Raw genomic sequence first — 21,963 nt, forward strand, 5'->3', positions numbered from 1 at the left:
CGTGGCCGTACGTGGTTGGATGCGAAGGAGAGGGTGTCCGGGGGCGCGGATCGGATCGGCCGGCCCACCGAACGGAACTGGCAGGCGGGAATCGTGAGGATCTTCGGCAAGGGACGGCACCGGCCCTCCGCCTCCTGGCGGCAGGCCACGGACCGCGCGTTCACGCTCATCGGCGACGGCCGGTACGAGGACGCGGGCGCGCTGCTGACACGTGCCGCCGACCTGGAACCCTGGCTGTCGGAGTCCTGGTTCAACCTCGCCCTGCTGCACAAGTTCCGCCACGACTGGGAGCAGGCGCGCGCCGCCGGTCTGCGTGCCGTGGCGCTGCTCGACCGCGACACCGGCGCTCCGGACTGGTGGAACGTCGGCATCGCCGCCACCGCCCTGCAGGACTGGCCGCTGGCCCGGCGGGCCTGGCAGGCCTACGGACTGAAGGTGCCCGGCCCGGCCACCGACTCCGGTGAGCCCCTCGGCATGGAGCTGGGCAGCGCGGCCGTCCGGCTGTCCCCGGAGGGCGAGGCGGAGGTCGTGTGGGGCCGGCGTCTGGACCCCGCGCGGATCGAGGTGCTGTCCATTCCGCTGCCGTCCTCCGGGCGCCGCTGGGGCGAGGTCGTGCTGCACGACGGCGTGCCGCACGGCGAGCGCAGCACGGCCGCCGGCCACACCTACCCGGTGTTCGACGAGATCGAGTTGTGGGCGCCCTCGCCGGTGCCGACCTGGGTGGTGCTGCTGGAGGCCGCGACCGAGGCCGACCGGGACGCGCTGGAACAGCTGGCCTCCGACGCCGGTTTCGCCGCCGAGGACTGGTCCTCCTCGGTGCGGCTGCTGTGCCGGATGTGCTCGGAGTCCCGGATGCCGTCCGACGAGGGCGAGGGCGAGCACCTCGACCCGCACGACCACAGCGAGCCCGGGCATCCCGGGCCGCTGGGCCATGTCACGGACGGGCAGTCGTGGGTCCCGGAGCGCGAGTGCGGTCTGGCCGCGCCGGCTTCGCTGGTCCGGGGGTTGCTCGACGGCTGGGTCGCGGACAGCCCGGACTCGCGGGACTGGCGGGATCTCGAAGAGGTCTGCTGAGCTCGGGCGCCGCACCGTACCCTTGTCAGGTCAAACCCCGTTTTCCCAGGAAGGCACACCTCGGTCATGGCTCAGCAGGACACCGATCAGCAGCACGCGGGCGTGCTCCCTGTCGACGACGAGGGGTACGTCATCGATACGGAGGACTGCGAGGAGCGCGAGGCGGCCTGGCGGGAGCGCGGCACCTCGCGCCCGATCACGGTGGTCGGCAACCCGGTGCTGCACCAGGAGTGCAAGGACGTCACCGACTTCGGCGAGGAGCTCCAGCAGCTGGTCGCCGACATGTTCGCCAGCCAGCGCACCGCCGAGGGCGTGGGCCTGGCCGCCAACCAGATCGGCGTCGACCGGAAGGTCTTCGTCTACGACTGCCCGGACGACGAGGGCGTGCGGCACACCGGGGTGATCTGCAACCCGAAGCTGGTCGAACTGCCCGCCGAGCGGCGCCGGCTGGACGACAGCAGCGAGGGCTGTCTGTCGGTGCCCACCGCGTACGCGTCGCTGGCCCGCCCCGACTACGCCGAAGTGACCGGGCAGGACGAGAAGGGCAACCCGGTCCGGGTACGGGGCACCGGCTACTTCGCACGGTGTTTGCAGCACGAGACCGACCACCTCTACGGCTACCTGTACATCGACCGGCTCTCCAAGCGGGAACGCAAGGACGCGCTGCGGCAGATGGCCGAGAACGAGCCGCGCTACCCCGTGGTCGCCAACGACTGACGGCGGCGGGAGCCCCTCCACCGCCCCGCGCACGGCGCCCGGCCGGACCCCTCTCCGGCCGGGCGCCGTGCGTCTTCGTGTGCGGAGAAGTAGTGAAAGAAGCAAATCCGTTCCCACAACGGTCAGTTGTGGTGCTGAATGGAGGTGCGGGGATACGCGCGGCGTGCGCCCGGCTCGGGGGGCGGGCGCGCGCCGACTGGCGGCTGAGAGGGGATTGTTCGTGCATGCTTTGTCACACGGCACCACATCGACACCGACCACCATCGCAGTTCCACCGGCGCTGTCTCTTCCGGTGATCGAGACGGCGTTTCCCCGGCAACTCCATCCGTATTGGCCGACGCTTCAGGTGACGACCAGGGCGTGGCTGCTCGAAAAGCGGCTCATGCCCGCGGACAAGGTGGAGGAATATGCCGACGGCCTGTGCTACACCGACCTTATGGCGGGGTACTACATGGGCGCCCCCGACGAGGTCCTCCAGGCGATAGCGGACTACAGCGCGTGGTTCTTCGTCTGGGACGACCGGCACGACCGCGACATCGTGCACGGCCGCCCCGCCGCCTGGCGGCGGCTCAAGGACAGGCTGCACACGGCCCTCGACAGCCCCGGGGACCACCTCCGCCACGAGGATCCGGTGGTCGCGGGGCTCGCGGACAGCGTGCTGCGGCTGTACGGGTTCCTGCCGGACAGCTGGAACACCCGGTTCGCCCGGCACTTCCATGCCGTGATCGAGGCGTACGACCAAGAATTCCACAACCGTACGGAGGGGATCGTCCCCACCGTCGAGGAGTACCTGGAACTGCGTCGGCTCACTTTCGCGCACCGGATCTGGACCGATCTGCTCGAACCGAGCGCCGGAAGCGAACTCCCGGAGACGGTGCGGGAGAACCCGGCATACCGGAAGGCGGCACTGCTCAGTCAGGAATTCGCCGCCTGGTACAACGACCTGTGCTCACTCCCGAAGGAAATAGCGGGAAACGAGGTGCACAATCTCGGAATCAGTCTCGTCGTCCACGAAGGGCTGACGCTCGAAGAAGCGATCGCCGATATCAGGCATCGCGTGGAGGAATGCATCCGCGAATTCCAGGAAGCCGAGAGGGAAGCCTTACGGTTCGCCGACGTCCTGGACGACGGCACGGTGGGAGGAAAGGAGACGGGCGCTGCCGTACGCACATGCGTCGGCAATATGCGGAACTGGTTCAGTTCCGTCTACTGGTTCCACCACGAGTCCGGACGGTACCGGGTCGACAGCTGGGACGACCGGTCCACACCCCCGTACGTCGACAACGAAGCGGCAGGTGAGAAATGACCGTCGAATCGGTGAAGCCCGGTCAGTCCGGGACGACCGCACTGCACGAGCCGCCCCTGGCCGGCGGAGGACTCCCGGTCCTCGGCCACGGCTGGAAGCTGGCGCGCGACCCCCTGGCGTTCATGTCCGCGCTGCGCGACCACGGTGACGTGGTGCGGCTGAAGCTCGGACCGAAGACGGTGTACGCCGTCACCACCCCCGCCCTCACCGGGGCGGTGGCCCTGAGCCCGGACTACATCATCGCCGGACCGCTGTGGGAGTCCCTGGGGGACCTGCTCGGCGACGAGGGCGTGGCCACCGCCAACGGCCCGCTCCACCGGCGCCAGCGCCGCACCATCCAGCCCGCCTTCCGACTCGACGCGATCCCCGCCTACGGGCCGATCATGGCGGAGGAGGCGTACGCGCTCGTGGAGCGCTGGAGCTCCGGCGAGGAACTCGACATCACGGCGGAGTCCTTCCGGGTGGCCGTGCGGATCGCCGCCCGCTGCCTGATGCGCGGCAGCTACATGGACGCCCGCGCGGAGCGCATCTGCACCGACCTCGCCGCACTGTTCAGCGGCATGTACCAGCGCATGGTGGTACCGCTGGGACCGCTCTACAAGGTTCCGCTTCCCGCCAATCGGGAATTCAACCGGGCCTTGGCCGATTTGCACGTCCTGGTCGACGAGATCGTCGCCGACCGACGGGCAAGCGGTCAAAAGCCGGACGATTTGCTGACGGCTTTGCTGGAGGCGAAGGACGACAATGGCGAGCCCATCGGGGAACAGGAGATCCACGATCAGGTCATCGCCATCCTCACCCCCGGAAGTGAAACCGTCGGGTCCACGATCATGTCGCTCCTCCTGGTTCTCACCGAGCACCCGGAACTCGGTGACAAGATCCGCGACGAGGTGAAAGCCGTCGTCGGTGACCGTCCGGTCGCATTCGATGACGTCCGAAAGCTGACGTACACCGCGAATGTCGTCACGGAGACCCTGCGGCTCTATCCGGCCGTATGGATATTGACCCGCCGTGCGGTGGCCGAGACGGAACTCGGCGGATACCGCATTCCCAAGGGGGCGGATGTCATCTACAGTCCGTACGCCATCCAGCGCGACCGGCGGTCGTACGAGCGGCACGAGGAGTTCGACCCGGACCGCTGGCTCCCCGAGCGGTCGGGGGAGGTGCCCAAGTACGCGATGAGCCCGTTCAGCGTGGGCAACCGGAAGTGCCCCAGCGACCACTTCTCGATGGCCGAGCTCACGCTCCTCACGTCGGTGATCGCCTCGGCCCACCGGTTCGAGCACGTGTCCGGTTCGGACGCCCGGCCCCGGATCGGCATCACGCTGCGGCCGCGCCGGCTGATGCTGCGGGCACTGCCCCGCTGACCGGCGGCACGGCGCGCGTTCAGGCGGCCTCCGGGCCCCTGAACGTGCGCCGGTAGGCCTGCGGGGTGGTCCCCACGGCGCGTACGAAGTGATGGCGCAGCGCCGCCGCGTTGCCGAAGCCGGTGCGGCCCGCGATCGCGTCCACGGTCTCGTCCGTCGCCTCCAGCAGCCGCTGGGCGAGCAGCACCCGCTGGCCCAGGATCCAGCGGTAGGGCGTGGTGCCGGTCTCCTGCTGGAAGCGGCGGGCGAAGGTGCGCGGGGACATGTGGGCGCGGGCGGCCAGCTGTTCGACGGTGGTCTCCTCGTCGAGATGCCGCTCCATCCACACCAGCACCTCGGAGACGGTGTCGCCCCCGGGCCGCGGCAGCGGACGCTCGATGTACTGGGCCTGGCCGCCGTCCCGGTGCGGGGGCACCACCATGCGCCGGGCGATCTTGTTCGCGACCTCGGGTCCCTGCTCCTTGCGCACCAGATGCAGACAGGCGTCGATGCCCGCGGCGGTGCCGGCGGAGGTGATCACCGGGTCCTCGTCGACGTAGAGCACGTCCGGTTCCACGGTCAGATGGGGGTACTGCCTGGTCAGCTCCCCCGCGTGCTTCCAGTGGACGGCGGCGTGCCGGCCGTCGAGGAGCCCGGCGGCGGCGAGCACGAAGACCCCGGAGCAGACGCTGAGCACCCGGGCGCCCCGGTCCACTCCCCGGCGCAGCGCGTCCAGCAGCTCGGGCGGGAACTCCCGGGAGACGTAGGAGGAACCGGCGGGCACGGCGATGAGGTCGGCCGTCTCCAGACGCTCCAGGCCGTGCTCGACCTGGAGCGCGAAGCCGGTGCTGCTGCGCACGGTGGGGCCGTCCGCCGAGGCGACGGCGAAGTCGTAGGACGGCAGCCCGTCGTCACTGCGGTCGATCCCGAAGACCTCGCAGACCACGCCGAGTTCGAAGGGGTTCACACCGTCGAGGAGCACGGCGGCCACGTTCCGGAGCATGACCCCAGTGTGCCGCGCGATTGGCAGTAAATCGAGGGTGTACGGCAGCCCTGCCACTGCCGGTAAGGAGCGTAGGGCGCGACAGTGGTGTCCATGGATACGACACACGCACAAGCACTGATCGGAATGCTGACCGTTCTCGGACTGCTGGCGCTGATGGTTCTGCCCGCCGTGTTCGGCATCGTGCACGACCGTCGCATCGACCGGCAGCTCCGCCGGGCCGAGACCGGACCGGAGACCCTCCGTGCCGCAGCCGGCCCGGCCCGCCCCGAACGGAGCGCCGCCTCCCACCGCACCGCACGTGCGGCGTGAGGCGGCGCCGGGGAACACGTCCCGCTAGAAGTCCTCGTCCAGGTCGACCGTGCCCTCCACGGCGACCTGGTACGCGGACGGGCGCCGCTCGAAGAAGTTCGTCAGCTCCTGGACGCCCTGGAGCTCCATGAAGGAGAACGGGTTCTCCGAGCCGTACACCGGAGCGAAGCCCAGCCGCACCAGCCGCTGGTCCGCGACACACTCCAGGTACTGCCGCATCGACTCGGTGTTCATGCCGGGCAGCCCGTCCCCGCACAGGTCACGCGCGAACTGCAACTCCGCCTCGACCGCCTCGCGCAGCATGTCGGTGACCTGCTGTCCGAGCTCCTCGTCGAACAGCTCCGGCTCCTCCTTGCGCACGGTGTCGACCACGTCGAAGGCGAACGACATGTGCATCGTCTCGTCCCGGAACACCCAGTTGGTGCCGGTCGCCAGACCGTGCAGCAGACCCCGGCCGCGGAACCAGTACACGTAGGCGAACGCCCCGTAGAAGAACAGGCCCTCGATGCACGCGGCGAAGCAGATCAGGTTCAGCAGGAACCGGCGCCGGTCCGCCTGTGTCTCCAGCCGGTCGAGCTTCTCCACCGAGTCCATCCACCGGAAGCAGAACTCCGCCTTCTCCCGGATGGACGGGATGTTCTCCACGGCCGCGAAGGCCGCCGCCCGGTCGTCCGGATCGGGCAGGTAGGTGTCGAGCAGCGTCAGATAGAACTGGACGTGCACGGCCTCCTCGAACAGCTGCCGCGACAGATACAGCCGCGCCTCCGGGGAGTTGATGTGCTTGTAGAGGGTCAGCACCAGGTTGTTCGCCACGATCGAGTCACCGGTCGCGAAGAAGGCGACCAGCCGGCCGATGAGGTGCTGCTCCTCGGGGCTGAGCTTCGCCAGGTCGGCGACGTCCGAGTGGAGGTCCACCTCCTCCACGTGCCAGGTGTTCTTGATCGCGTCCCGGTAGCGCTCGTAGAAGTCGGGGTAGCGCATGGGGCGCAGCGTCAGCTCGAAGCCGGGGTCGAGCAGGTTCTTGTCGGTCATCACTGGCAGGCCTCGCAGGACTCGGGGTTTTCCAGGGAGCAGGCGACCGCCTCGGGGTCCGGGGCGGCCTGCACGGGGACGGTGGACCGGGCGGCGGCGCGGGCGATCCGCGTCGCCGGGCGGGAACGCAGGTAGTACGTGGTCTTCAGGCCCTGCTTCCAGGCGTACGCGTACATCGAGGAGAGCTTGCCGATGGTCGGTGTCTCCAGGAACAGGTTCAGCGACTGCGCCTGGTCGAGGTACGGAGTACGGGCGGCGGCCATGTCGATCAGGCCACGCTGCGGGATCTCCCAGGCGGTGCGGTACAGGGCGCGGACGTCCTCGGGGATCCAGGTGAAGCCCTGCACCGAGCCGCCCGCCTCGCGCAGCGCCTCACGGGTGCGGGCGTCCCACACGCCGAGCCGCTTGAGGTCGTCCACCAGGTACGAGTTGACCTGGAGGAACTCACCCGACAGCGTCTCGCGCTTGAACAGGTTGGACACCTGCGGCTCGACGCATTCGTAGGCGCCCACGATGGAGGCGATGGTGGCGGTCGGGGCGATCGCGAGGAGCAGGGAGTTGCGCAGCCCGGTCCTGGCCATCCGCTCGCGCAGTGCCGCCCAGCGCTCCGGCCAGGTGGTCTCGACGCCGTAGTGGTCGGGATGGAGCACGCCCCGCGCGGTGCGCGTCTTCTCCCAGGCCGGCAGCGGGCCGTGGCGTTCCGCCAGGTCGGCCGAGGTCTCGTACGCGGCGAGCATGATCCGCTCGGCGATGCGGGTGGAGAGGGCCTTGGCCTCGGGGGAGTCGAAGGGCAGCCGCAGCTGGAAGAAGACGTCCTGCAGACCCATGGCGCCGAGGCCGACCGGGCGCCAGCGGGCGTTGGAACGGCCCGCCTGCTCGGTCGGGTAGAAGTTGATGTCGACGACCCGGTCGAGGAACGTCACGGCCGTACGCACCGTCTCGTCCAGGCGCTCCCAGTCGATGTCCCCCCGCTCCACGAAGGCGCCGAGGTTGACCGACCCCAGGTTGCAGACCGCGGTCTCCCCGTCGTCGGTGACCTCCAGGATCTCCGTGCACAGGTTCGAGGAGTGGATGACATGGCCCGGCTCGGCGGTCTGGTTGGCCGTGCGGTTCGCGGTGTCCTTGAAGGTCATCCAGCCGTTGCCGGTCTGTGCGAGGGTGCGCATCATCCGGCCGTACAGCTCACGCGCGGGAAGGGTCTTGCGGGCCAGCCCCGCCGCCTCGGCCCCGCGGTAGGCGGCGTCGAACTCCTCGCCCCACAGGTCGACCAGCTCCGGCACGTCCGACGGGGAGAACAGCGACCACTGCCCGTCGGCGTCCACCCGCCGCATGAACTCGTCCGGCACCCAGTGCGCGAGGTTCAGATTGTGCGTACGGCGGGCGTCCTCACCGGTGTTGTCGCGCAGCTCCAGGAACTCCTCGACGTCCAGGTGCCAGGTCTCCAGGTAGACCGCCGCCGCGCCCTTGCGCCGCCCGCCCTGGTTCACGGCGGCCACCGAGGCGTCCAGCGTCTTCAGGAACGGGACGATGCCGTTGGAATGGCCGTTGGTGCCGCGGATCAGGGAACCCCGGGCACGGATGCGGGAGTAGGCCAGGCCGATGCCGCCGGCGTGCTTGGAGAGCCGGGCGACCTGGTGGTAGCGGTCGTAGATGGAGTCCAGCTCGTCCTTGGGGGAGTCGAGGAGGTAGCAGGACGACATCTGGGGGTGCCGGGTGCCGGAGTTGAACAGCGTGGGGGAGGAGGGCAGGTAGTCCAGGCGGCTCATCAGCCCGTAGAGCGCGGCGACCTCGTCCACCGAGCGGGCGCTGTCGTCCCCGGCGAGACCGGCGGCGACCCGCAGCAGGAAGTGCTGGGGCGTCTCGACGACCTTGCGGGTGACCGGGTGCCGCAGCAGGTAGCGGCTGTGCAGGGTGCGCAGGCCGAAGTAGCCGAAGCGGTCGTCGGCGCCGGGGTCGATCAGCGCGTCGAGCCGGCCGGCGTGCAGCCGGACGAACGCGGCGGTCCGGTCGGCGACCAGGCCCTCGCGGTGCCCGGTCGCGACGGACCCGGTGAAGGAGGTGACGCCCTGCGAGGCGGCCTCGGCGCGTACGGAGAGGGTCAGCAGCCGGGCGGCGAGCCGCGAGTAGGCGGGGTCCTCGGAGATGAGCCCGGCCGCCGCCTCGGTGGCCAGCTCCCGCAGCTCCGCCTCGTCGGCGGACGCGGACCGGCCGCGCAGCGCGGCGGCGGCGACCCGGCCGGGGTCGGCGCCCCGCAGGTCGGCGGACAGCTCGGTCAGGGTCCGCAGCAGCGCGGCACCGGGGCCCTCGCTCTCCCGGGTCACGTCGATCGCTGAAGCCGGATCGGCTGGCGCGATGGTCACGTGGGGCTCTCCCTCGCTCGGCACGGGGCCTCGAAGAGCGCAGGGGGCAGTACACGAACGCACGGGGCGTCGCGTCCACCGGCCCATTCCGCGAGGCCCGGACGTCGGGCACCCGGACCGGACGGCCGGGCGCACTGTCGGCAGGTCCTCGGACTGACGCCCACGCACACGCGGGCATGGGTACACCGTTGCGGGACAGTTCCGGATTCACACCGGATTCCCCTGCGGCGACAGCGAGCACGAGCATACATCTTGTGCCGGGTGCCGCCGACAGCCCCATATCTTGTGTCGCGTCGGTGTCAGAGCGTCAGTGTGTAGGCGAGGAGCATGAGGTCGTCCACGTCCGGCAGCGGGTTCCAGTCGCGTTCGGGTGCGCGGGTGAAGCCCAGCCGCTCGTAGATGCGGTGGGCGGAGCGCATCGTGGGCTGGGTCGACAGCACGATCGCCCGGCAGCCCTCGGTGGCCCGTGCCCGGTCGACGCAGGCCCGCACCAGGGCCTCCCCGGCGCCCCGGCCCCGGGCCGCGTGGGCGACCGCGAGCATCCGTATCTCCGCCTCGCCGGGCCCGGCTATGTCGCCCATCGGCCCGCCGCCCGGCACGAAGGTCACCCCGCCCAGCACCGTCCCGTTCTCCTCGGCGACCAGCACCTCGGCGGCGGCCGCCCGCTCCGCCACGTCCCGGAGCCGGTCGAGATACGGGTCGCTCTCCCCGAAGTCCAGCAGCCCGTCCCGCAGATAGGCCTGCGCGGTGATCTCACCGAGTTCCCCGTACTCGCCGGGCCGCGCCGGCCGGATGACGATGTCCATGAGGGGAGTGTGCCGGACGGGTACGACAACGGGCCGCCGGTTTTTCCCGGCGGCCCGTCACCCGACGGGGTGTCAGTGGCTGCTGCCCGCCGTGGCCGGCGGGAGCTCCGCCGCGACGCCGGGGTCGCCCGCGTCCGCCGTGTAGTCCTCCGGCGCGGTCCGGTCGATCCCCTCGGGCGCCTTGAGGGCCCGCATGACGAAGGTCAGCACGACCGTCACCACGACATTGAGCACGAAGGCCGTGAGACCGATGTAGCCGATCTCACCGATGCCCGGGATCTCCTTCGCGGACCCGCCGAAGTGCTTCTGCGTGGGCGAGGCCACCCCGTACGCGGCGACCGTGCCGTAGACCATGCCGACCGCCCAGCCGCCGATCAGCGCCCAGCGGTGGAACCAGCGGGTGAACAGGCCGCCCACCAGCGCCGGGAAGGTCTGCAGGATCCAGATGCCGCCGAGCAGCTGGAAGTTGATGGCGACCGTCTTGTCCATGGTCAGCACGAACGCCAGCGCGCCCACCTTCACCAGCAGCGAGACGATCTTGGAGACCTTGGTCTCCTGCGCCGGGGTGGCGTCCGGTCTGATGAAGTCCTTGTAGATGTTGCGGGTGAACAGGTTCGCCGCCGCGATCGACATGATCGCCGCCGGCACCAGCGCGCCGATGCCGATCGCCGCGAAGGCCACGCCCGCGAACCAGGCCGGGAACATGTTCTCGAAGAGCTGCGGGATCGCCAGCTGGCCGTTGTCGACCTCGACCCCGGCCGCGATCGCCATGAAACCGAGCAGCGCGAGCAGACCCAGCATCAGCGAGTACAGCGGCAGGATCGTGGTGTTGCGGCGGATCACCTCACGGCTGCGCGAGGACAGCGTCGCCGTGATCGAGTGCGGGTACATGAACAGCGCGAGCGCCGAGCCCAGCGCCAGCGTGGCGTACGTCCACTGGCCCGCCTCGCCCGGTACCAGCGAACCGCGCGGGGCTCCCGTGGCCGGGTTGGTCTCGCTGTACGCCTCCCGCGCGGAGGCGAAGATCTCGTCGAAGCCGCCCAGCTTCACCGGGATGTAGATGATCGCCACCGCGATCACCAGGTAGATCAGGGTGTCCTTGACGAAGGCGATCAGCGCGGGGGCCCGCAGCCCCGACGAGTAGGTGTACGCGGCCAGCACGCCGAAGGCGATCAGCAGCGGCAGGTCCTTGACGAACCAGTGGGTGCTCTCGCCGCCGCCGACGCCCATCACGTCCAGCACGGCCTGGATGCCGACCAGTTGGAGCGCGATGTACGGCATCGTCGCCAGGATGCCGGTGAGCGCGACGGCCAGCGAGAGTCCCTTCGAGCCGAACCGGCCGCGCACGAAGTCGGACGTCGTCACGTAGCCGTGCTTGTGCGACACCGACCACAGGCGGGGCAGGAAGGTGAAGATCAGCGGGTAGACCAGGATCGTGTACGGCACGGCGAAGAAGCCGGCCGCGCCCGCCGCGTAGATGGCCGCCGGCACGGCGACGAAGGTGTACGCGGTGTACAGGTCGCCGCCCAGCAGGAACCAGGTCACCCAGGTGCCGAACGAGCGCCCGCCCAGGCCCCATTCGTCGAGGGTGTGCTCGTTGGCCGCCTTGCGCCAGCGTGCGGCCAGGAAGCCCATCGCCGTGACGAGCAGGAAGAAGAAGATGAAGACGGCGAGTGCCACGCCGTTCACGCCGTCGTTCACCGAGGGTCACCGCCCTTCGAGGCCGGGCGGCGGGCGCGCTGGTCACGCTGCCAGAGCTTGTAGGCGACCATCGTCAGCAGGGTGGAGAGCAGCACCCACAGCATCTGGTACCAGTAGAAGAACGGGATGCCGATGACGACGGGGTCGGTCTTCGCGTACGAACCGACCCACAGCATGGCCACGAACGGTGCGACGAGACAGAGGGCGATGACGACGCGCACGGGCGTCACCACCGGCCCTCCTTCGGTTTCCGGGGCTTGTGACATCTGACGGTTCCGTCCCCTCACTGATCACCGGCGGTAAGGCGCAGGGAAATCTAGGTGAGGGCGCGGCGGGGTCGTAACCCCTCGTCGGCACAGCGGTATTCAGGCGCGGCTCAACCGAGAGGCAACAGCAACGAAAACCTTGTCAACCACCCGTTTTGTCGGGTTCTGGGAGGGCGTGAAACCGGTTCCGGGGGCATCGGGGTCACTCCCGGGGCGCGGGGGGCACGCCGGCGCGCCGCCGTCACTCCTGGGGGCGCTTGAGGCGCGCGACGAACTTGTACCGGTCGCCCCGGTACACCGACCGCACCCACTCCACCGGCTGCCCGTCCCGGTCCCGGGAGTGCCGGGACAGCATCAGCATCGGCAGGCCGACGTCGGTGCCGAGCAGTCCGGCCTCGCGCGGGGTGGCCAGGGACGTCTCGATCGTCTCCTCGGCCTCCGCGAGATGGACGTCGTACACCTCGGCGAGGGCGGTGTAGAGGGAGGTGTACTTCGTCAGGCTGCGGCGCAGCGCCGGGAAGCGCTTGGCGCTGAGGTGGGTGGTCTCGATGGCCATCGGCTCGCCGTTGGCCATGCGCAGCCGCTCGATGCGCAGCACCCGCCCGCCGGCCGTGATGTCGAGCAGCCCGGCGAGCCGGTCGTCGGCCGTGATGTAGCCGAGGTCCAGCAGTTGCGAGGTGGGCTCCAGGCCCTGGGCGCGCATGTCCTCGGTGTACGAGGTGAGCTGGAGCGCCTGGGACACCTTGGGCTTGGCGACGAAGGTGCCCTTGCCCTGGATCCGCTCCAGGCGCCCCTCGACCACCAGTTCCTGGAGTGCCTGGCGCACGGTGGTGCGCGAGGTGTCGAACTCCGCCGCCAGCGTGCGCTCGGGCGGGACCGGTGTGCCCGGCGGAGCCGTCTCGGTCATGTCGAGCAGGTGCTTCTTCAGCCGGTAGTACTTGGGCACACGCGCCGTACGGACCGTGGTCCCGCCCTCGTTCTCCGCACTGCTGACGTCGGTGCTCATGCTCTGCCTTCCCGGCTCCGGGTGCCGAAACGACCGACATCCCCATCGGCCGCGGCTGACATCGTGGCACGGCTCAGGGCGGGGGTGTGTCCCGCACGCTCCGTGATCCCCTTTGTATACCCCCGGGGCGAGGGCTGGTCCAGACCACGATCGCCGGTCAGATGCCCTGCCAGTCCGGCTTGTTGGCGTAGGCGTGGCGGAAGTAGTCGGCGAGCTTCAGCTTGGAGGCGGCGGCCTCGTCGACGACCACCGTGGCGTGCGGGTGCAGTTGGAGCGCGGACGCCGGGCACACCGCCGCGAGCGGGCCCTCGACGGTGGCGGCCACCGCGTCCGCCTTGCCCTCGCCGGTGGCCAGCAGGACCAGGTGACGGGCGTCCAGGATGGTGCCGATGCCCTGGGTGATGACGTGGTGCGGGACCTGGCCGATGTCACCGTCGAAGAAGCGGGCGTTGTCCACCCGGGTCTGCTCGGTGAGCGTCTTGATCCGGGTGCGGGAGACGAGCGAGGAGCACGGCTCGTTGAACCCGATGTGCCCGTCCGTGCCGATCCCGAGCAGCTGGAGGTCCACGCCGCCGGCCCCGGCCAGCTCCCTGTCGTACGCCTCGCACGCCGCCTGCACGTCCTCGGCCGCGCCGTCGGGGCCCATGAAGGCGTCCATTCCGATGCCGAGCGGCTCCAGCACCTCGCGCCGGACCACCGAGCGGTAGGACTCGGGGTGGTCGGCGGGCAGCCCCACGTACTCGTCGAGCTGGGCGATCCTCGCCCGGGAGGTGTCCACGGCGCCGGACTTCACCCGGGCCGCGAGGGCCCGGTAGACGGGCAGCGGGGTCGAACCGGTGGCGACTCCCAGCAGGGCGTCGGGTCTGCGCCGCAGCAGCTGGGCCATGGCCTCGGCGATGAGCTCGCCGCCCGCCTCGGCGTCCGCAACGATGACAACTTCCACGGTGGGCCTGCCGATCTTCAGGAGGACTCGACTGGGACGGGTCCCGACCGGCGGGACCAGGTGGTTTAGACCAATCTCAATCTAGCAGAGAGGCACGCTCCCCTCCCAGGCGGAGCCGCTCCGGGAGCCGTCCCGCGGGGCCGTCCGCCGAAATTGCCATGATGCTCCCGCCCGCGAGTGAAGTCCTACGGGATAGGCTGCATGGCGGACGCGTGTGCGCCGGGGCGGATCGGCGCCCGGCGGCAAAGAACGGCGTCCCGCGCATTTACAGGGACAGTGGTCTAGTCCACAATGCGTAGCAGAACACAGTAAGCCTGCCTTCCCCGCACAGGAAGGCGGACCGAGGATCCGGAGCTCTCTGCCCTGACTGCCCCGGCTCCTCATCCACGGCCGACCGGGACCGCACACCCCGCCGGCCGGAATTGCTCCGGGCTGCGGTGCCGGGAGGGTTGAGGGTCCCTCTCAGGCGCCGCGGCCCGCGGGTGTTTCCGGGGCCCGTACCGACCCCCGGGTACGCTCGCTGACGTGCCCTCCATGAACGAACTCGTACGCCAGCACACCGCCCTCGACGACACCGATCTCGAGTGGCTCCATCTGCTGGTCTCGGAGTGGCAACTGCTCTCCGACCTCTCCTTCGCCGACCTGGTCCTGTGGGTCCCCACCCGGGACGGCACCCGCTACGTCTCCGTCGCGCAGATGCGGCCCAACACCGGCCCGACCTCGTACCAGGACGACATGGTCGGTCATCTCGTGCCGCGCGGACGCCGGCCCATGCTGGACGCGGCCCTGGACGAGGGCCGGATCGTGCGCGAGGGCGACCCGGAGTGGCGCGAGGAGGTCCCGGTACGGGTCGAGTCCATCCCCGTCCGGCGTGAGGGCCGCGTCCTCGGCGTCATCGCGCGCAACACCAACCTGCTCACCGTGCGCACCCCGAGCCGGCTGGAGCTCACCTATCTCCAGAGCGCCTCCGACCTCGCGCAGATGATCGCGGCCGGCGCCTTCCCGTTCGCGAACCAGCAGCTGGAGATGGACGCCTCGCCGCGCGTCGGTGACGGGCTGATCCGGCTGGACGCCGACGGCATCGTCCAGTACGCCTCCCCGAACGCCCTGTCCGCCTACCACCGGATGGGGCTCGCCGCGGACCTGGTGGGCCATCACCTCGGCACCACCACCGCCGAACTGGCGCCCTCGCGCGGCCCGGTGGACGAGGCGCTGGCCAAGGTCGCCAGCGGCTGGGCGCCGCGCGAGTTCGAGATCGAGGCGAACGACGGGGTGATCCAGTTCCGGGCGATCCCGCTCAAACCCAAGGGAACGCGCATCGGCTCGCTGGTGCTGCTCCGCGACGTCACCGAACTTCGCCGCCGCGAACGCGAGTTGATCACCAAGGACGCGACCATCCGGGAGATCCACCACCGCGTGAAGAACAACCTCCAGACGGTGGCGGCCCTGCTGCGCCTCCAGGCCCGCCGCATCGGGTCCGAGCGCGGCCGCGCGGCGCTGGAGGAGGCCGTGCGCCGGGTGGGCTCCATCGCGATCGTGCACGAGACGCTGTCCCAGAACCTGGACGAGCGGGTGGAGTTCGACGAGATCGCCGACCGGGTCCTGGCGATGGTCGCCGAGATCTCCCCGGGCAAGGTCAGCGGCCGGCGCTCGGGCCGCTTCGGGATACTCGACGCCGAGGTCGCCACCCCGCTGTCGATGGTGCTGACCGAGATCCTGCAGAACGCCCTGGAGCACGGCTTCACCGAGGGGGAGACCGGCACGGTCGAGGTGTCCGCGGTCCGCGGTGGCACCACGAAGGAGGCCCGCCTGCTGGTCACCGTGCAGGACGACGGCGTGGGACTGCCCGAGGGCTTCGACCCGCACACCGCGGGCAACCTGGGCCTGCAGATCGTACGCACCCTGGTGGAGGGCGAGTTGGGCGGCACCTTCGGCATGGTGCCCGCCCCGAAGCGGGGGACCCGGGTGATCCTGGACATCCCCGTGCAGTCGGACAAGTAGCGCCGCCCGTGCCCGCGGGGCGCGTGCGGACACGGCAAAAGACCCCGGACCGGTAAGCGGTCCGGGGCTGATGCTCGTTTCTTCGGAGTTCCCCGCCCGAGCTGTTTCGGGCATCAGGGGAACTGCGCGCTGCGGCTCGGGGGCGGGAGATGCGTACGCGGTGTACGCGCCGCCAAGCTCAGGCTGTCAGCAGGGGTGTCAGGCGGAGGCCTGACGGGCCCGGTTGCGGGCGGCGCGGCGCTTCATCGCGCGACGCTCGTCCTCGCTGAGACCACCCCAGACGCCGGAGTCCTGACCGGACTCGAGCGCCCACTGGAGGCAGCTCTCGATCACCGGGCAGCGACGGCAGACGGCCTTGGCTTCCTCGATCTGCAGCAGCGCGGGACCGGTGTTGCCGATGGGGAAGAAGAGCTCGGGGTCTTCCTCGCGGCAAACGGCGTTGTGACGCCAGTCCATGGCTGCTACCTCTCCTTGGTATAACTGCACGTGCTTGTGAATGTGAACGCTTTCACGAATCCCCCAACAAGTGAAGGGCCGACCGCCAGGTTCCCTGGCGTGGTCCTTGGGTTCTGAAGAGGGGTTCCGGTGATCTGTGGAGGCCGGTGTTGCGGGCCGTCCCGATCGCCAAGAAGAGACTCGCAAACCTCGGCGGCGGATACAACCCCTTCCGGAAAGTTTTTTTTGATTCTTCGGTGTCGACTAGGTCACAGCCGTACTTCCATGGGGTGGATCCTGGCCTAAACGTTCGAGTGAAAGGACTTTCGCCCTTTCTGCTCACACAATCACACGCAGTGCACGGCGTACGCCTGTGAACGTCACGCTGGTTCGGAGCCCCAGGTGGTCACCGTCCATCTGGAGCGGCAGCGGCACCTTCGAATGCAAGGTGAAGCGGGTCAGATCGTGCCGGGAGACCACATGCTTGCCACGGGGTCCGCGCTCCGGGGACGAAGCGAGCAACTGCGTGCCATACCGGGCAACCGCGCCGGTGGACATCCGGCTCAGACCGAAGAGATCCAGACCCGTGTCGAACGAGGCCTGGGGCGACGCGTAGATCGGGCGATTGCCGAGGAACGTCCACGGCGAGGTGTTCGAGACTATGGACAGCGCCAGATCGGCGACCGGCTCCTCGCCCGGGTGCTCCAGGGTGATCACCCCGCGCCGGCGGTGCGGCTCTCCGAGCAGCTGACGGACGACCTGGCGCATGTACAGCGCGTGCGTCGACTTCCGGCCGCGCTCCCGCTGCTGCTCCACCCGGCCGACGACGCCCGCGTCGAAGCCCAGTCCCGCGTTGAAGGTGAACCAGCGGGCCGGGACCGCCTCGTCCTCGGTGCCCGGGGTGCCGGAGGCCAGACCCAGGCCCACGGTCCGCTCACGGCCCTCGCGCAGCGCGTCCAGCAGGACACCCGTCGCCTCCACGGGCTGGTTGGGCAGTCCCAGGGCGCGGGCGAAGACGTTGGTGGAGCCGCCGGGGACCACGGCGAGGCCGGGCAGGTGCTCCGGGTCCGGTCCCGCGTGCAGCAGGCCGTTGACGACCTCGTTGACCGTGCCGTCCCCGCCGAGGGCGACCACCAGGTCGATGTCGTCGCTCTCCGCCGCCTGCCGGCCCAGGTCGCGACCGTGCCCGCGGTACTCGGTGGTGACCGCCTCCAGCTTCATCTCGCTGGCGAGCGCGTGGATCAGCACATCGCGCGTGCGCGCACTTGTGGTGGTTGCCGCCGGATTGACCACGAGAAGAGCACGCATGACGTGCAGGGTACCTACTGAGCGGTACCGGGCCCAGACCGAGGCCGACCCCGCCCGGTGGTGAGGGCGTGAACCTCACCACGGGGGGCGCCCGCGGCGAGGGCTACCCTTCAGGGGTGAGCAGTGAGCGGAACCCCACGACCCCCACCACCACCGCCCCGGACGGCACCGGCCCTCGCCCGCGCCGTCTGACGTACGCCGCGGCGCTGGCCGCCCTGGAAGGGGTCGCGCTGGTGGCCATCGGTGTGTGGATGGCGGTGTTCGTCCTCACCGGTGAACCGGATGACCGTCAGCAGGCCGTCACCGGCGGAGTGACGCTGATCGCGCTCGCGCTGCTCCCGCTGATCGCCGCGCGGGGACTGTTCGCGCGGCGGAGCTGGAGCCGGGGCCCCGCCGTCATCACGCAGCTCATCGCCCTGCCGGTGGCCTACAACCTGCTGGTCTCCGACGGGGTGGCCATCCCCGCCGGCATCGCGCTCGCCCTCGTGGCGGTCACCGCGCTCGTCCTGCTGGTCAACCCCGAGACGACCCGGGCCCTCGGCATCCGAGGGCCCGGCAACGCCGGAAACTAGAGGGCGGCCCGGGCGCCCGGGTCACTCCTCCACGAGCAGCTTCTCCCGCAGCTGGGCCAGGGTGCGGGCCAGCAGCCGGGAGACGTGCATCTGCGAGATGCCGACCTCCTGCGCGATCTGCGACTGGGTCATGTTGCCGAAGAAGCGCAGCAGCAGGATCCGCTTCTCGCGCGGCGGGAGATCCTCCAGCAGCGGTTTGAGCGACTCGCGGTACTCCACGCCCTCCAGCGCCTCGTCCTCGGCGCCGAGGGTGTCGGCCACCGCCGGGGACTCGTCGTCGGTGTCGGGCACGTCCAGGGACAGCGTGGAGTACGCGTTCGCCGACTCCAGGCCCTCCAGGACCTCCTCCTCCGAGATGGCCAGCTTCTCCGCCAACTCGTGCACCGTGGGGGAGCGGCCGTGCAGCTGGGACAGCTCCGCCGTGGCCGTGGTGAGCGCCAGCCGCAGCTCCTGGAGCCGGCGCGGCACCCGCACCGCCCAGCCCTTGTCGCGGAAGTGCCGCTTGATCTCGCCGACCACCGTCGGGGTGGCGTACGTCGAGAACTCCACGCCCCGGTCCGGGTCGAAGCGGTCGACCGACTTGATCAGCCCGATGGTGGCGACCTGCGTGAGGTCGTCCAGCGGCTCCCCGCGGTTGCGGAAGCGGCGCGCGAGATGCTCGACGAGCGGCAGATGCATGCGCACCAGCCGGTTGCGCAGCTCCGCGTACTCGGGGGTGCCGTCCTGCAGCGTGCGCAGCTCGTGGAACAGGGCACGCGCCCCGCTGCGGTCCTGGGGGTCGTGATGCGCGTGCGCGCCGTGGGTCGCCGGCGCGCCCGGTGTGCTCCGCGCACTCTGCGGACCGGGCGCCCGCGGCGCCTCGTCCTCGGCGTGTCGCTCGTGCTCGCTCATCGCCTGGCCCGTTGCCCTTCCCCGAGCGCTCGCCTCGTCCCCCGTCGCGGACTCCGCCCGCGCGGGAGCACCCCCGTCGCCCCGGCCGGCACCGGCCCCGGGCCTGTCCCGCGCGGCATCCCCGGGCTGCCCGCCGCCCGGGGAGACGGCCTCCGTGGAGTCGTCCTCCGGATGCGGCCGGGCCTGCTCGGGGATACCGTCGATGCCGTCCGGCACGCGCTCGGCCGGCAGCTCCCGTGTGCCGCGTTCTTCGTCCCGCACCGGCCCGTCCTCGCTCCTCACGCCGGCCCGGGTCCCGCGCCGCGCTGTTTGTAGAGGCTGATCGAAACGGTCTTGTCCTCGTCCACGGCCGACGACACCTTGCCCGCGAGCGCCGACAGGACGGTCCAGGCGAAGGTGTCCCGCGACGGGGCGTGACCGTCCGTGGTCGGCGCCGAGACGGTCACCTCGAGCGAGTCGTCGACGAGGCGGAAGACACAACTGAGCACCGACCCCGGCACGGCCTGCTGGAGCAGGATCGCGCAGGCCTCGTCGACCGCGATGCGCAGGTCCTCGATCTCGTCGAGGGTGAAGTCCAAACGGGCCGCGAGGCCGGCCGTGGCCGTACGCAGCACCGACAGGTAGGCCCCCGCGGCCGGCAGCCGGACTTCCACGAAGTCCTGGGTCGCGGGCTCGCCTGCGATCTGGGACACCCTCACCTCCAAGGTGGTACAAGCGTTTCAGGGCCGGTTCGCCCCCGGGTAACGCGCTACGTGGTTCAGCGGTGACGCTATCGCGCTCTCAGCGGTCCTGTCCCGGGACCCCGGCCCACCATGCCGTCACTCATAGTAAAACTACGGATACGCTCCGTGGCTAGGGGTCTGCGGCTCCCAAATGGGAAGAGCGCGCGCCGGATTGACGTACCCAGACGTCAGACGGTCGAACCGTCCGGCACCCCGGTCGCATCCGGTCACAGCAGCACGTGGTCGACGAAGCACCAGCGCCAGTCCTCACCCGGCTCATGGGTCCGCATCACCGGGTGGCCGGTTCTGATGTGGTGCTCCGTGGCGTGCCGGTGCGGCGAGGAGTCGCAGCACCCGACATGACCGCAGGTCAGGCAGAGCCGCAGCTGCACCGGATCGGTGCCGTCGCGCAGGCACTCCGGACACGTCTCGCCCAGTGGGGCGGGTTCCGGGTCCGGCAGCGCGTCGGCGTGCGTGCACTGTTTCATGATTGCCACATTACGACGGGCGCGCGGACGACCGCGCCGGAAACCGAGGGCGGCCGGACATGGACGCGATGCGCCTGCTGTTGCTGGTGGCGGGCAGCGCCGCCGTCGCCGCGGCGGCCCGGCGCACCCCCGTACCGGCCCCGCTGCTGCTGGTCGCGGCCGGCCTGGCGGTCAGCTACCTCCCCGGGGTGCCCGCCTACACGCTCGACCCGCACGTCGTCCTGCCGCTGATCCTGCCCCCGCTGCTGTACACGGCCGCCGCCGAGAGCTCCTACCTCGACCTGCGGGCCCAGCTGCGGCCGGTGGCGCTGCTGTCGGTGGGATACGTGCTGTTCGCGACGTTCGCCGTCGGCTGGGTCCTGTACCTGCTCGTACCGGCCCTGCCGCTGACCGCCGCCCTGGTGTTCGGCGCCGTGGTGGCCCCGCCGGACGCGGTCGCGGCGACGGCGGTGGCCCGCAGGGTCGGCCTGCCCTCGCGCATCACCACCATCCTCCAGGGCGAGTCCCTGCTGAACGACGCCACCGCGATCACCGCGTTCCGGGTGGCCCTGGCGGCGGCGGCCGGCGAGGGCGCGACCTGGGCCGGGGGAATCGGGGAGTTCCTGCTCGCGGCCGTCGGCGGAGTGGTGTGCGGCCTGGTGCTGATGGCCCCGCTGCACTGGCTGCGCACCCACGTGAGGGAGGCGCTGCTGCAGAACACGCTCTCCCTCCTCATCCCGTTCGCCGCCTACGCCGTCGCCGAACAGGTGCACGCCTCGGGCGTCATCGCCGTCGTGGTCGTCGCCCTCTACCTGGGGCATCGCGCGTGGGAGGTCGATTTCGCCACCCGGCTCCAGGAGGAGGCGGTGTGGAAGATGGTCGCCTTCGTCCTGGAGTCCGCCGTGTTCGCCCTCATCGGACTGCAGCTGCCCGTCGTCGTCGGAGGCCTCGGCGAGCACGAGGGCTTCGCTTCCGCCTGGTACGCGTCGGTCGTCTTCGTGGTGGTCGTCGTCGTGCGGTTCCTGTGGGTCTACCCGGCGACCTGGCTGCCGTCGGTGCTCTCGGCACGGGTCCGGGAACGCGAGGGGAGACCCGAGTGGAAGGGCCCGTTCGTCGTCGCCTGGGCCGGCATGCGCGGAGTGGTCTCGCTGGCCATCGCCTTCTCGATCCCGGTCACCGCCGAGGGCGAGGACTTCCCGCACCGCAACCTGCTGCTCTTCCTGACCTTCACCACCGTCATCGGCACCCTGGTCGTGCAGGGCCTGACGCTGCCCCCGCTGATCCGCGTGCTGCGCCTCCCCGGGCGGGACACCCGGGCCGAGACCCTGGCGGAGGCCAACGCCCAGGCGCAGGCCTCCAGAGTCGCCGAGCAGCGGCTCGACGAACTCCTCTCCGACGAGCGCAACGCCCTGCCGGGCCCGCTCGCCGAACGGCTGCGCACCGTCCTGGAACGCCGCCGCAACGCAGTCTGGGAACGGCTCGGGCAGGTCAACCCCGTCACCGGGGAGTCCGTGGACGACACCTACCGGCGGCTGTCACGGGAGATGATCGGCGCCGAGCGCGAGGTCTTCGTCCGCCTGCGCGACGGCCGCCACATCGACGACGAGATGCTGCGGACGCTGCTGCGCCGCCTGGACCTGGAGGAGGCGGCGGCCCACCGAGAGACGACCTGACCGCCCGGTACGCCCAGGTCTG

The 21,963-nt window shown here is 70.6% G+C and carries 21 protein-coding genes and 1 riboswitch; of the genes, 8 read left to right on the forward strand and 13 right to left on the reverse strand.

What is annotated here, in order from left to right:
* The first annotated feature begins 93 nt into the window (after positions 1–93).
* From ACZ434_RS14815 to ACZ434_RS14830, 4 genes are all read left to right on the forward strand, one after another.
* Positions 94–1,074 carry a tetratricopeptide repeat protein gene (locus ACZ434_RS14815; RefSeq protein ID WP_468455579.1) on the forward strand — a complete coding sequence of 327 codons (981 nt, stop codon included), beginning with the start codon at positions 94–96 and terminating at the stop codon, positions 1,072–1,074.
* Positions 1,075–1,140: 66 nt separating this feature from the next.
* On the forward strand, positions 1,141–1,791 hold the full coding sequence (def, locus tag ACZ434_RS14820) for a peptide deformylase (RefSeq protein WP_468455581.1): 651 nt from the start codon (positions 1,141–1,143) through the stop codon (positions 1,789–1,791).
* Between the two features lie 220 nt (positions 1,792–2,011).
* Positions 2,012–3,097 (forward strand): epi-isozizaene synthase, encoded by a 1,086-nt coding sequence (gene cyc1, locus ACZ434_RS14825; RefSeq protein WP_468455901.1) that lies wholly within the window; start codon positions 2,012–2,014, stop codon positions 3,095–3,097.
* On the forward strand, positions 3,094–4,464 hold the full coding sequence (locus ACZ434_RS14830) for a bifunctional albaflavenone monooxygenase/terpene synthase (RefSeq protein ID WP_468455584.1): 1,371 nt from the start codon (positions 3,094–3,096) through the stop codon (positions 4,462–4,464). The genes cyc1 and ACZ434_RS14830 overlap by 4 nt, the downstream gene beginning before the upstream one ends.
* Before the next feature lie 19 nt (positions 4,465–4,483).
* Here ACZ434_RS14830 and ACZ434_RS14835 read toward each other — a convergent pair whose 3' ends face one another.
* Complete coding sequence (locus tag ACZ434_RS14835) at positions 4,484–5,446, reverse strand: GlxA family transcriptional regulator (protein ID WP_468455586.1); 963 nt, start codon at positions 5,444–5,446, stop codon at positions 4,484–4,486.
* 93 nt (positions 5,447–5,539) lie between these two features.
* On the opposite strand from ACZ434_RS14835, the gene ACZ434_RS14840 reads away from it, so the two are divergent.
* Complete coding sequence (locus ACZ434_RS14840; protein WP_468455588.1) at positions 5,540–5,758, forward strand: hypothetical protein; 219 nt, start codon at positions 5,540–5,542, stop codon at positions 5,756–5,758.
* A 24-nt stretch (positions 5,759–5,782) separates the two neighbouring features.
* Here the strand turns inward: ACZ434_RS14840 and ACZ434_RS14845 are convergent, their stop codons facing one another.
* The 7 genes from ACZ434_RS14845 to nagB form a co-directional block, all read right to left on the reverse strand.
* On the reverse strand, positions 5,783–6,790 hold the full coding sequence (locus ACZ434_RS14845) for a ribonucleotide-diphosphate reductase subunit beta (protein ID WP_468455590.1): 1,008 nt from the start codon (positions 6,788–6,790) through the stop codon (positions 5,783–5,785).
* Positions 6,790–9,150, reverse strand: a complete 2,361-nt coding sequence (locus ACZ434_RS14850; RefSeq protein ID WP_468455593.1) for a ribonucleoside-diphosphate reductase subunit alpha — start codon at positions 9,148–9,150, stop codon at positions 6,790–6,792. Before ACZ434_RS14850 ends, ACZ434_RS14845 begins: the two co-directional genes overlap by 1 nt.
* Before the next feature lie 122 nt (positions 9,151–9,272).
* A riboswitch (cobalamin riboswitch) is annotated at positions 9,273–9,435 on the reverse strand.
* A 14-nt stretch (positions 9,436–9,449) separates the two neighbouring features.
* Entirely contained in the window at positions 9,450–9,956 is a 507-nt protein-coding gene (locus tag ACZ434_RS14855; RefSeq protein WP_468455595.1) for a GNAT family N-acetyltransferase, read from the reverse strand.
* 72 nt (positions 9,957–10,028) lie between these two features.
* Entirely contained in the window at positions 10,029–11,657 is a 1,629-nt protein-coding gene (mctP, locus tag ACZ434_RS14860; protein ID WP_468455597.1) for a monocarboxylate uptake permease MctP, read from the reverse strand.
* Positions 11,654–11,923, reverse strand: a complete 270-nt coding sequence (locus ACZ434_RS14865; RefSeq protein WP_468455599.1) for a DUF3311 domain-containing protein — start codon at positions 11,921–11,923, stop codon at positions 11,654–11,656. The genes mctP and ACZ434_RS14865 overlap by 4 nt, the downstream gene beginning before the upstream one ends.
* 241 nt (positions 11,924–12,164) lie before the next feature.
* Positions 12,165–12,929 carry a GntR family transcriptional regulator gene (locus ACZ434_RS14870; protein ID WP_468455601.1) on the reverse strand — a complete coding sequence of 255 codons (765 nt, stop codon included), beginning with the start codon at positions 12,927–12,929 and terminating at the stop codon, positions 12,165–12,167.
* Between the two features lie 157 nt (positions 12,930–13,086).
* Positions 13,087–13,872 (reverse strand): glucosamine-6-phosphate deaminase, encoded by a 786-nt coding sequence (gene nagB / locus ACZ434_RS14875; RefSeq protein ID WP_468455604.1) that lies wholly within the window; start codon positions 13,870–13,872, stop codon positions 13,087–13,089.
* A gap of 525 nt (positions 13,873–14,397) precedes the next feature.
* Between nagB and ACZ434_RS14880 the strand changes: the two genes are divergently transcribed.
* Positions 14,398–15,873 carry a sensor histidine kinase gene (locus tag ACZ434_RS14880; protein WP_468455606.1) on the forward strand — a complete coding sequence of 492 codons (1,476 nt, stop codon included), beginning with the start codon at positions 14,398–14,400 and terminating at the stop codon, positions 15,871–15,873.
* 198 nt (positions 15,874–16,071) lie between these two features.
* Here ACZ434_RS14880 and ACZ434_RS14885 read toward each other — a convergent pair whose 3' ends face one another.
* Positions 16,072–16,329 (reverse strand): WhiB family transcriptional regulator, encoded by a 258-nt coding sequence (locus tag ACZ434_RS14885; protein ID WP_030219886.1) that lies wholly within the window; start codon positions 16,327–16,329, stop codon positions 16,072–16,074.
* Between the two features lie 318 nt (positions 16,330–16,647).
* Positions 16,648–17,616 (reverse strand): diacylglycerol/lipid kinase family protein, encoded by a 969-nt coding sequence (locus ACZ434_RS14890; protein WP_468455609.1) that lies wholly within the window; start codon positions 17,614–17,616, stop codon positions 16,648–16,650.
* Positions 17,617–17,732: 116 nt separating this feature from the next.
* Between ACZ434_RS14890 and ACZ434_RS14895 the strand changes: the two genes are divergently transcribed.
* Positions 17,733–18,188 (forward strand): hypothetical protein, encoded by a 456-nt coding sequence (locus tag ACZ434_RS14895; protein ID WP_468455611.1) that lies wholly within the window; start codon positions 17,733–17,735, stop codon positions 18,186–18,188.
* A gap of 21 nt (positions 18,189–18,209) precedes the next feature.
* Here ACZ434_RS14895 and ACZ434_RS14900 read toward each other — a convergent pair whose 3' ends face one another.
* The 3 genes from ACZ434_RS14900 to ACZ434_RS14910 form a co-directional block, all read right to left on the reverse strand.
* Entirely contained in the window at positions 18,210–19,340 is a 1,131-nt protein-coding gene (locus tag ACZ434_RS14900) for an RNA polymerase sigma factor SigF (protein ID WP_468455613.1), read from the reverse strand.
* 17 nt (positions 19,341–19,357) lie between these two features.
* Positions 19,358–19,771 (reverse strand): ATP-binding protein, encoded by a 414-nt coding sequence (locus ACZ434_RS14905; protein WP_004925829.1) that lies wholly within the window; start codon positions 19,769–19,771, stop codon positions 19,358–19,360.
* Between the two features lie 257 nt (positions 19,772–20,028).
* Complete coding sequence (locus tag ACZ434_RS14910; protein WP_468455615.1) at positions 20,029–20,289, reverse strand: UBP-type zinc finger domain-containing protein; 261 nt, start codon at positions 20,287–20,289, stop codon at positions 20,029–20,031.
* A gap of 59 nt (positions 20,290–20,348) precedes the next feature.
* Between ACZ434_RS14910 and ACZ434_RS14915 the strand changes: the two genes are divergently transcribed.
* Positions 20,349–21,941 (forward strand): Na+/H+ antiporter, encoded by a 1,593-nt coding sequence (locus ACZ434_RS14915; protein ID WP_468455617.1) that lies wholly within the window; start codon positions 20,349–20,351, stop codon positions 21,939–21,941.
* Positions 21,942–21,963 lie beyond the last annotated feature (22 nt).

Source organism: Streptomyces sp. NPDC030893, from assembly GCF_055571535.1.

Coding starts and splice junctions, on each gene's coding strand:
- def (WP_468455581.1), top strand. CDS start 1,141: ATGGCTCAGCAGGACACCGATCAGCAGCACGCGGGCGTGCTCCCTGTC.
- ACZ434_RS14830 (WP_468455584.1), top strand. CDS start 3,094: ATGACCGTCGAATCGGTGAAGCCCGGTCAGTCCGGGACGACCGCACTG.
- ACZ434_RS14835 (WP_468455586.1), bottom strand. CDS start 5,446: ATGCTCCGGAACGTGGCCGCCGTGCTCCTCGACGGTGTGAACCCCTTC.
- ACZ434_RS14840 (WP_468455588.1), top strand. CDS start 5,540: ATGGATACGACACACGCACAAGCACTGATCGGAATGCTGACCGTTCTC.
- ACZ434_RS14845 (WP_468455590.1), bottom strand. CDS start 6,790: ATGACCGACAAGAACCTGCTCGACCCCGGCTTCGAGCTGACGCTGCGC.
- ACZ434_RS14855 (WP_468455595.1), bottom strand. CDS start 9,956: ATGGACATCGTCATCCGGCCGGCGCGGCCCGGCGAGTACGGGGAACTC.
- ACZ434_RS14865 (WP_468455599.1), bottom strand. CDS start 11,923: ATGTCACAAGCCCCGGAAACCGAAGGAGGGCCGGTGGTGACGCCCGTG.
- ACZ434_RS14870 (WP_468455601.1), bottom strand. CDS start 12,929: ATGAGCACCGACGTCAGCAGTGCGGAGAACGAGGGCGGGACCACGGTC.
- ACZ434_RS14885 (WP_030219886.1), bottom strand. CDS start 16,329: ATGGACTGGCGTCACAACGCCGTTTGCCGCGAGGAAGACCCCGAGCTC.
- ACZ434_RS14890 (WP_468455609.1), bottom strand. CDS start 17,616: ATGCGTGCTCTTCTCGTGGTCAATCCGGCGGCAACCACCACAAGTGCG.
- ACZ434_RS14910 (WP_468455615.1), bottom strand. CDS start 20,289: ATGAAACAGTGCACGCACGCCGACGCGCTGCCGGACCCGGAACCCGCC.
- ACZ434_RS14915 (WP_468455617.1), top strand. CDS start 20,349: ATGGACGCGATGCGCCTGCTGTTGCTGGTGGCGGGCAGCGCCGCCGTC.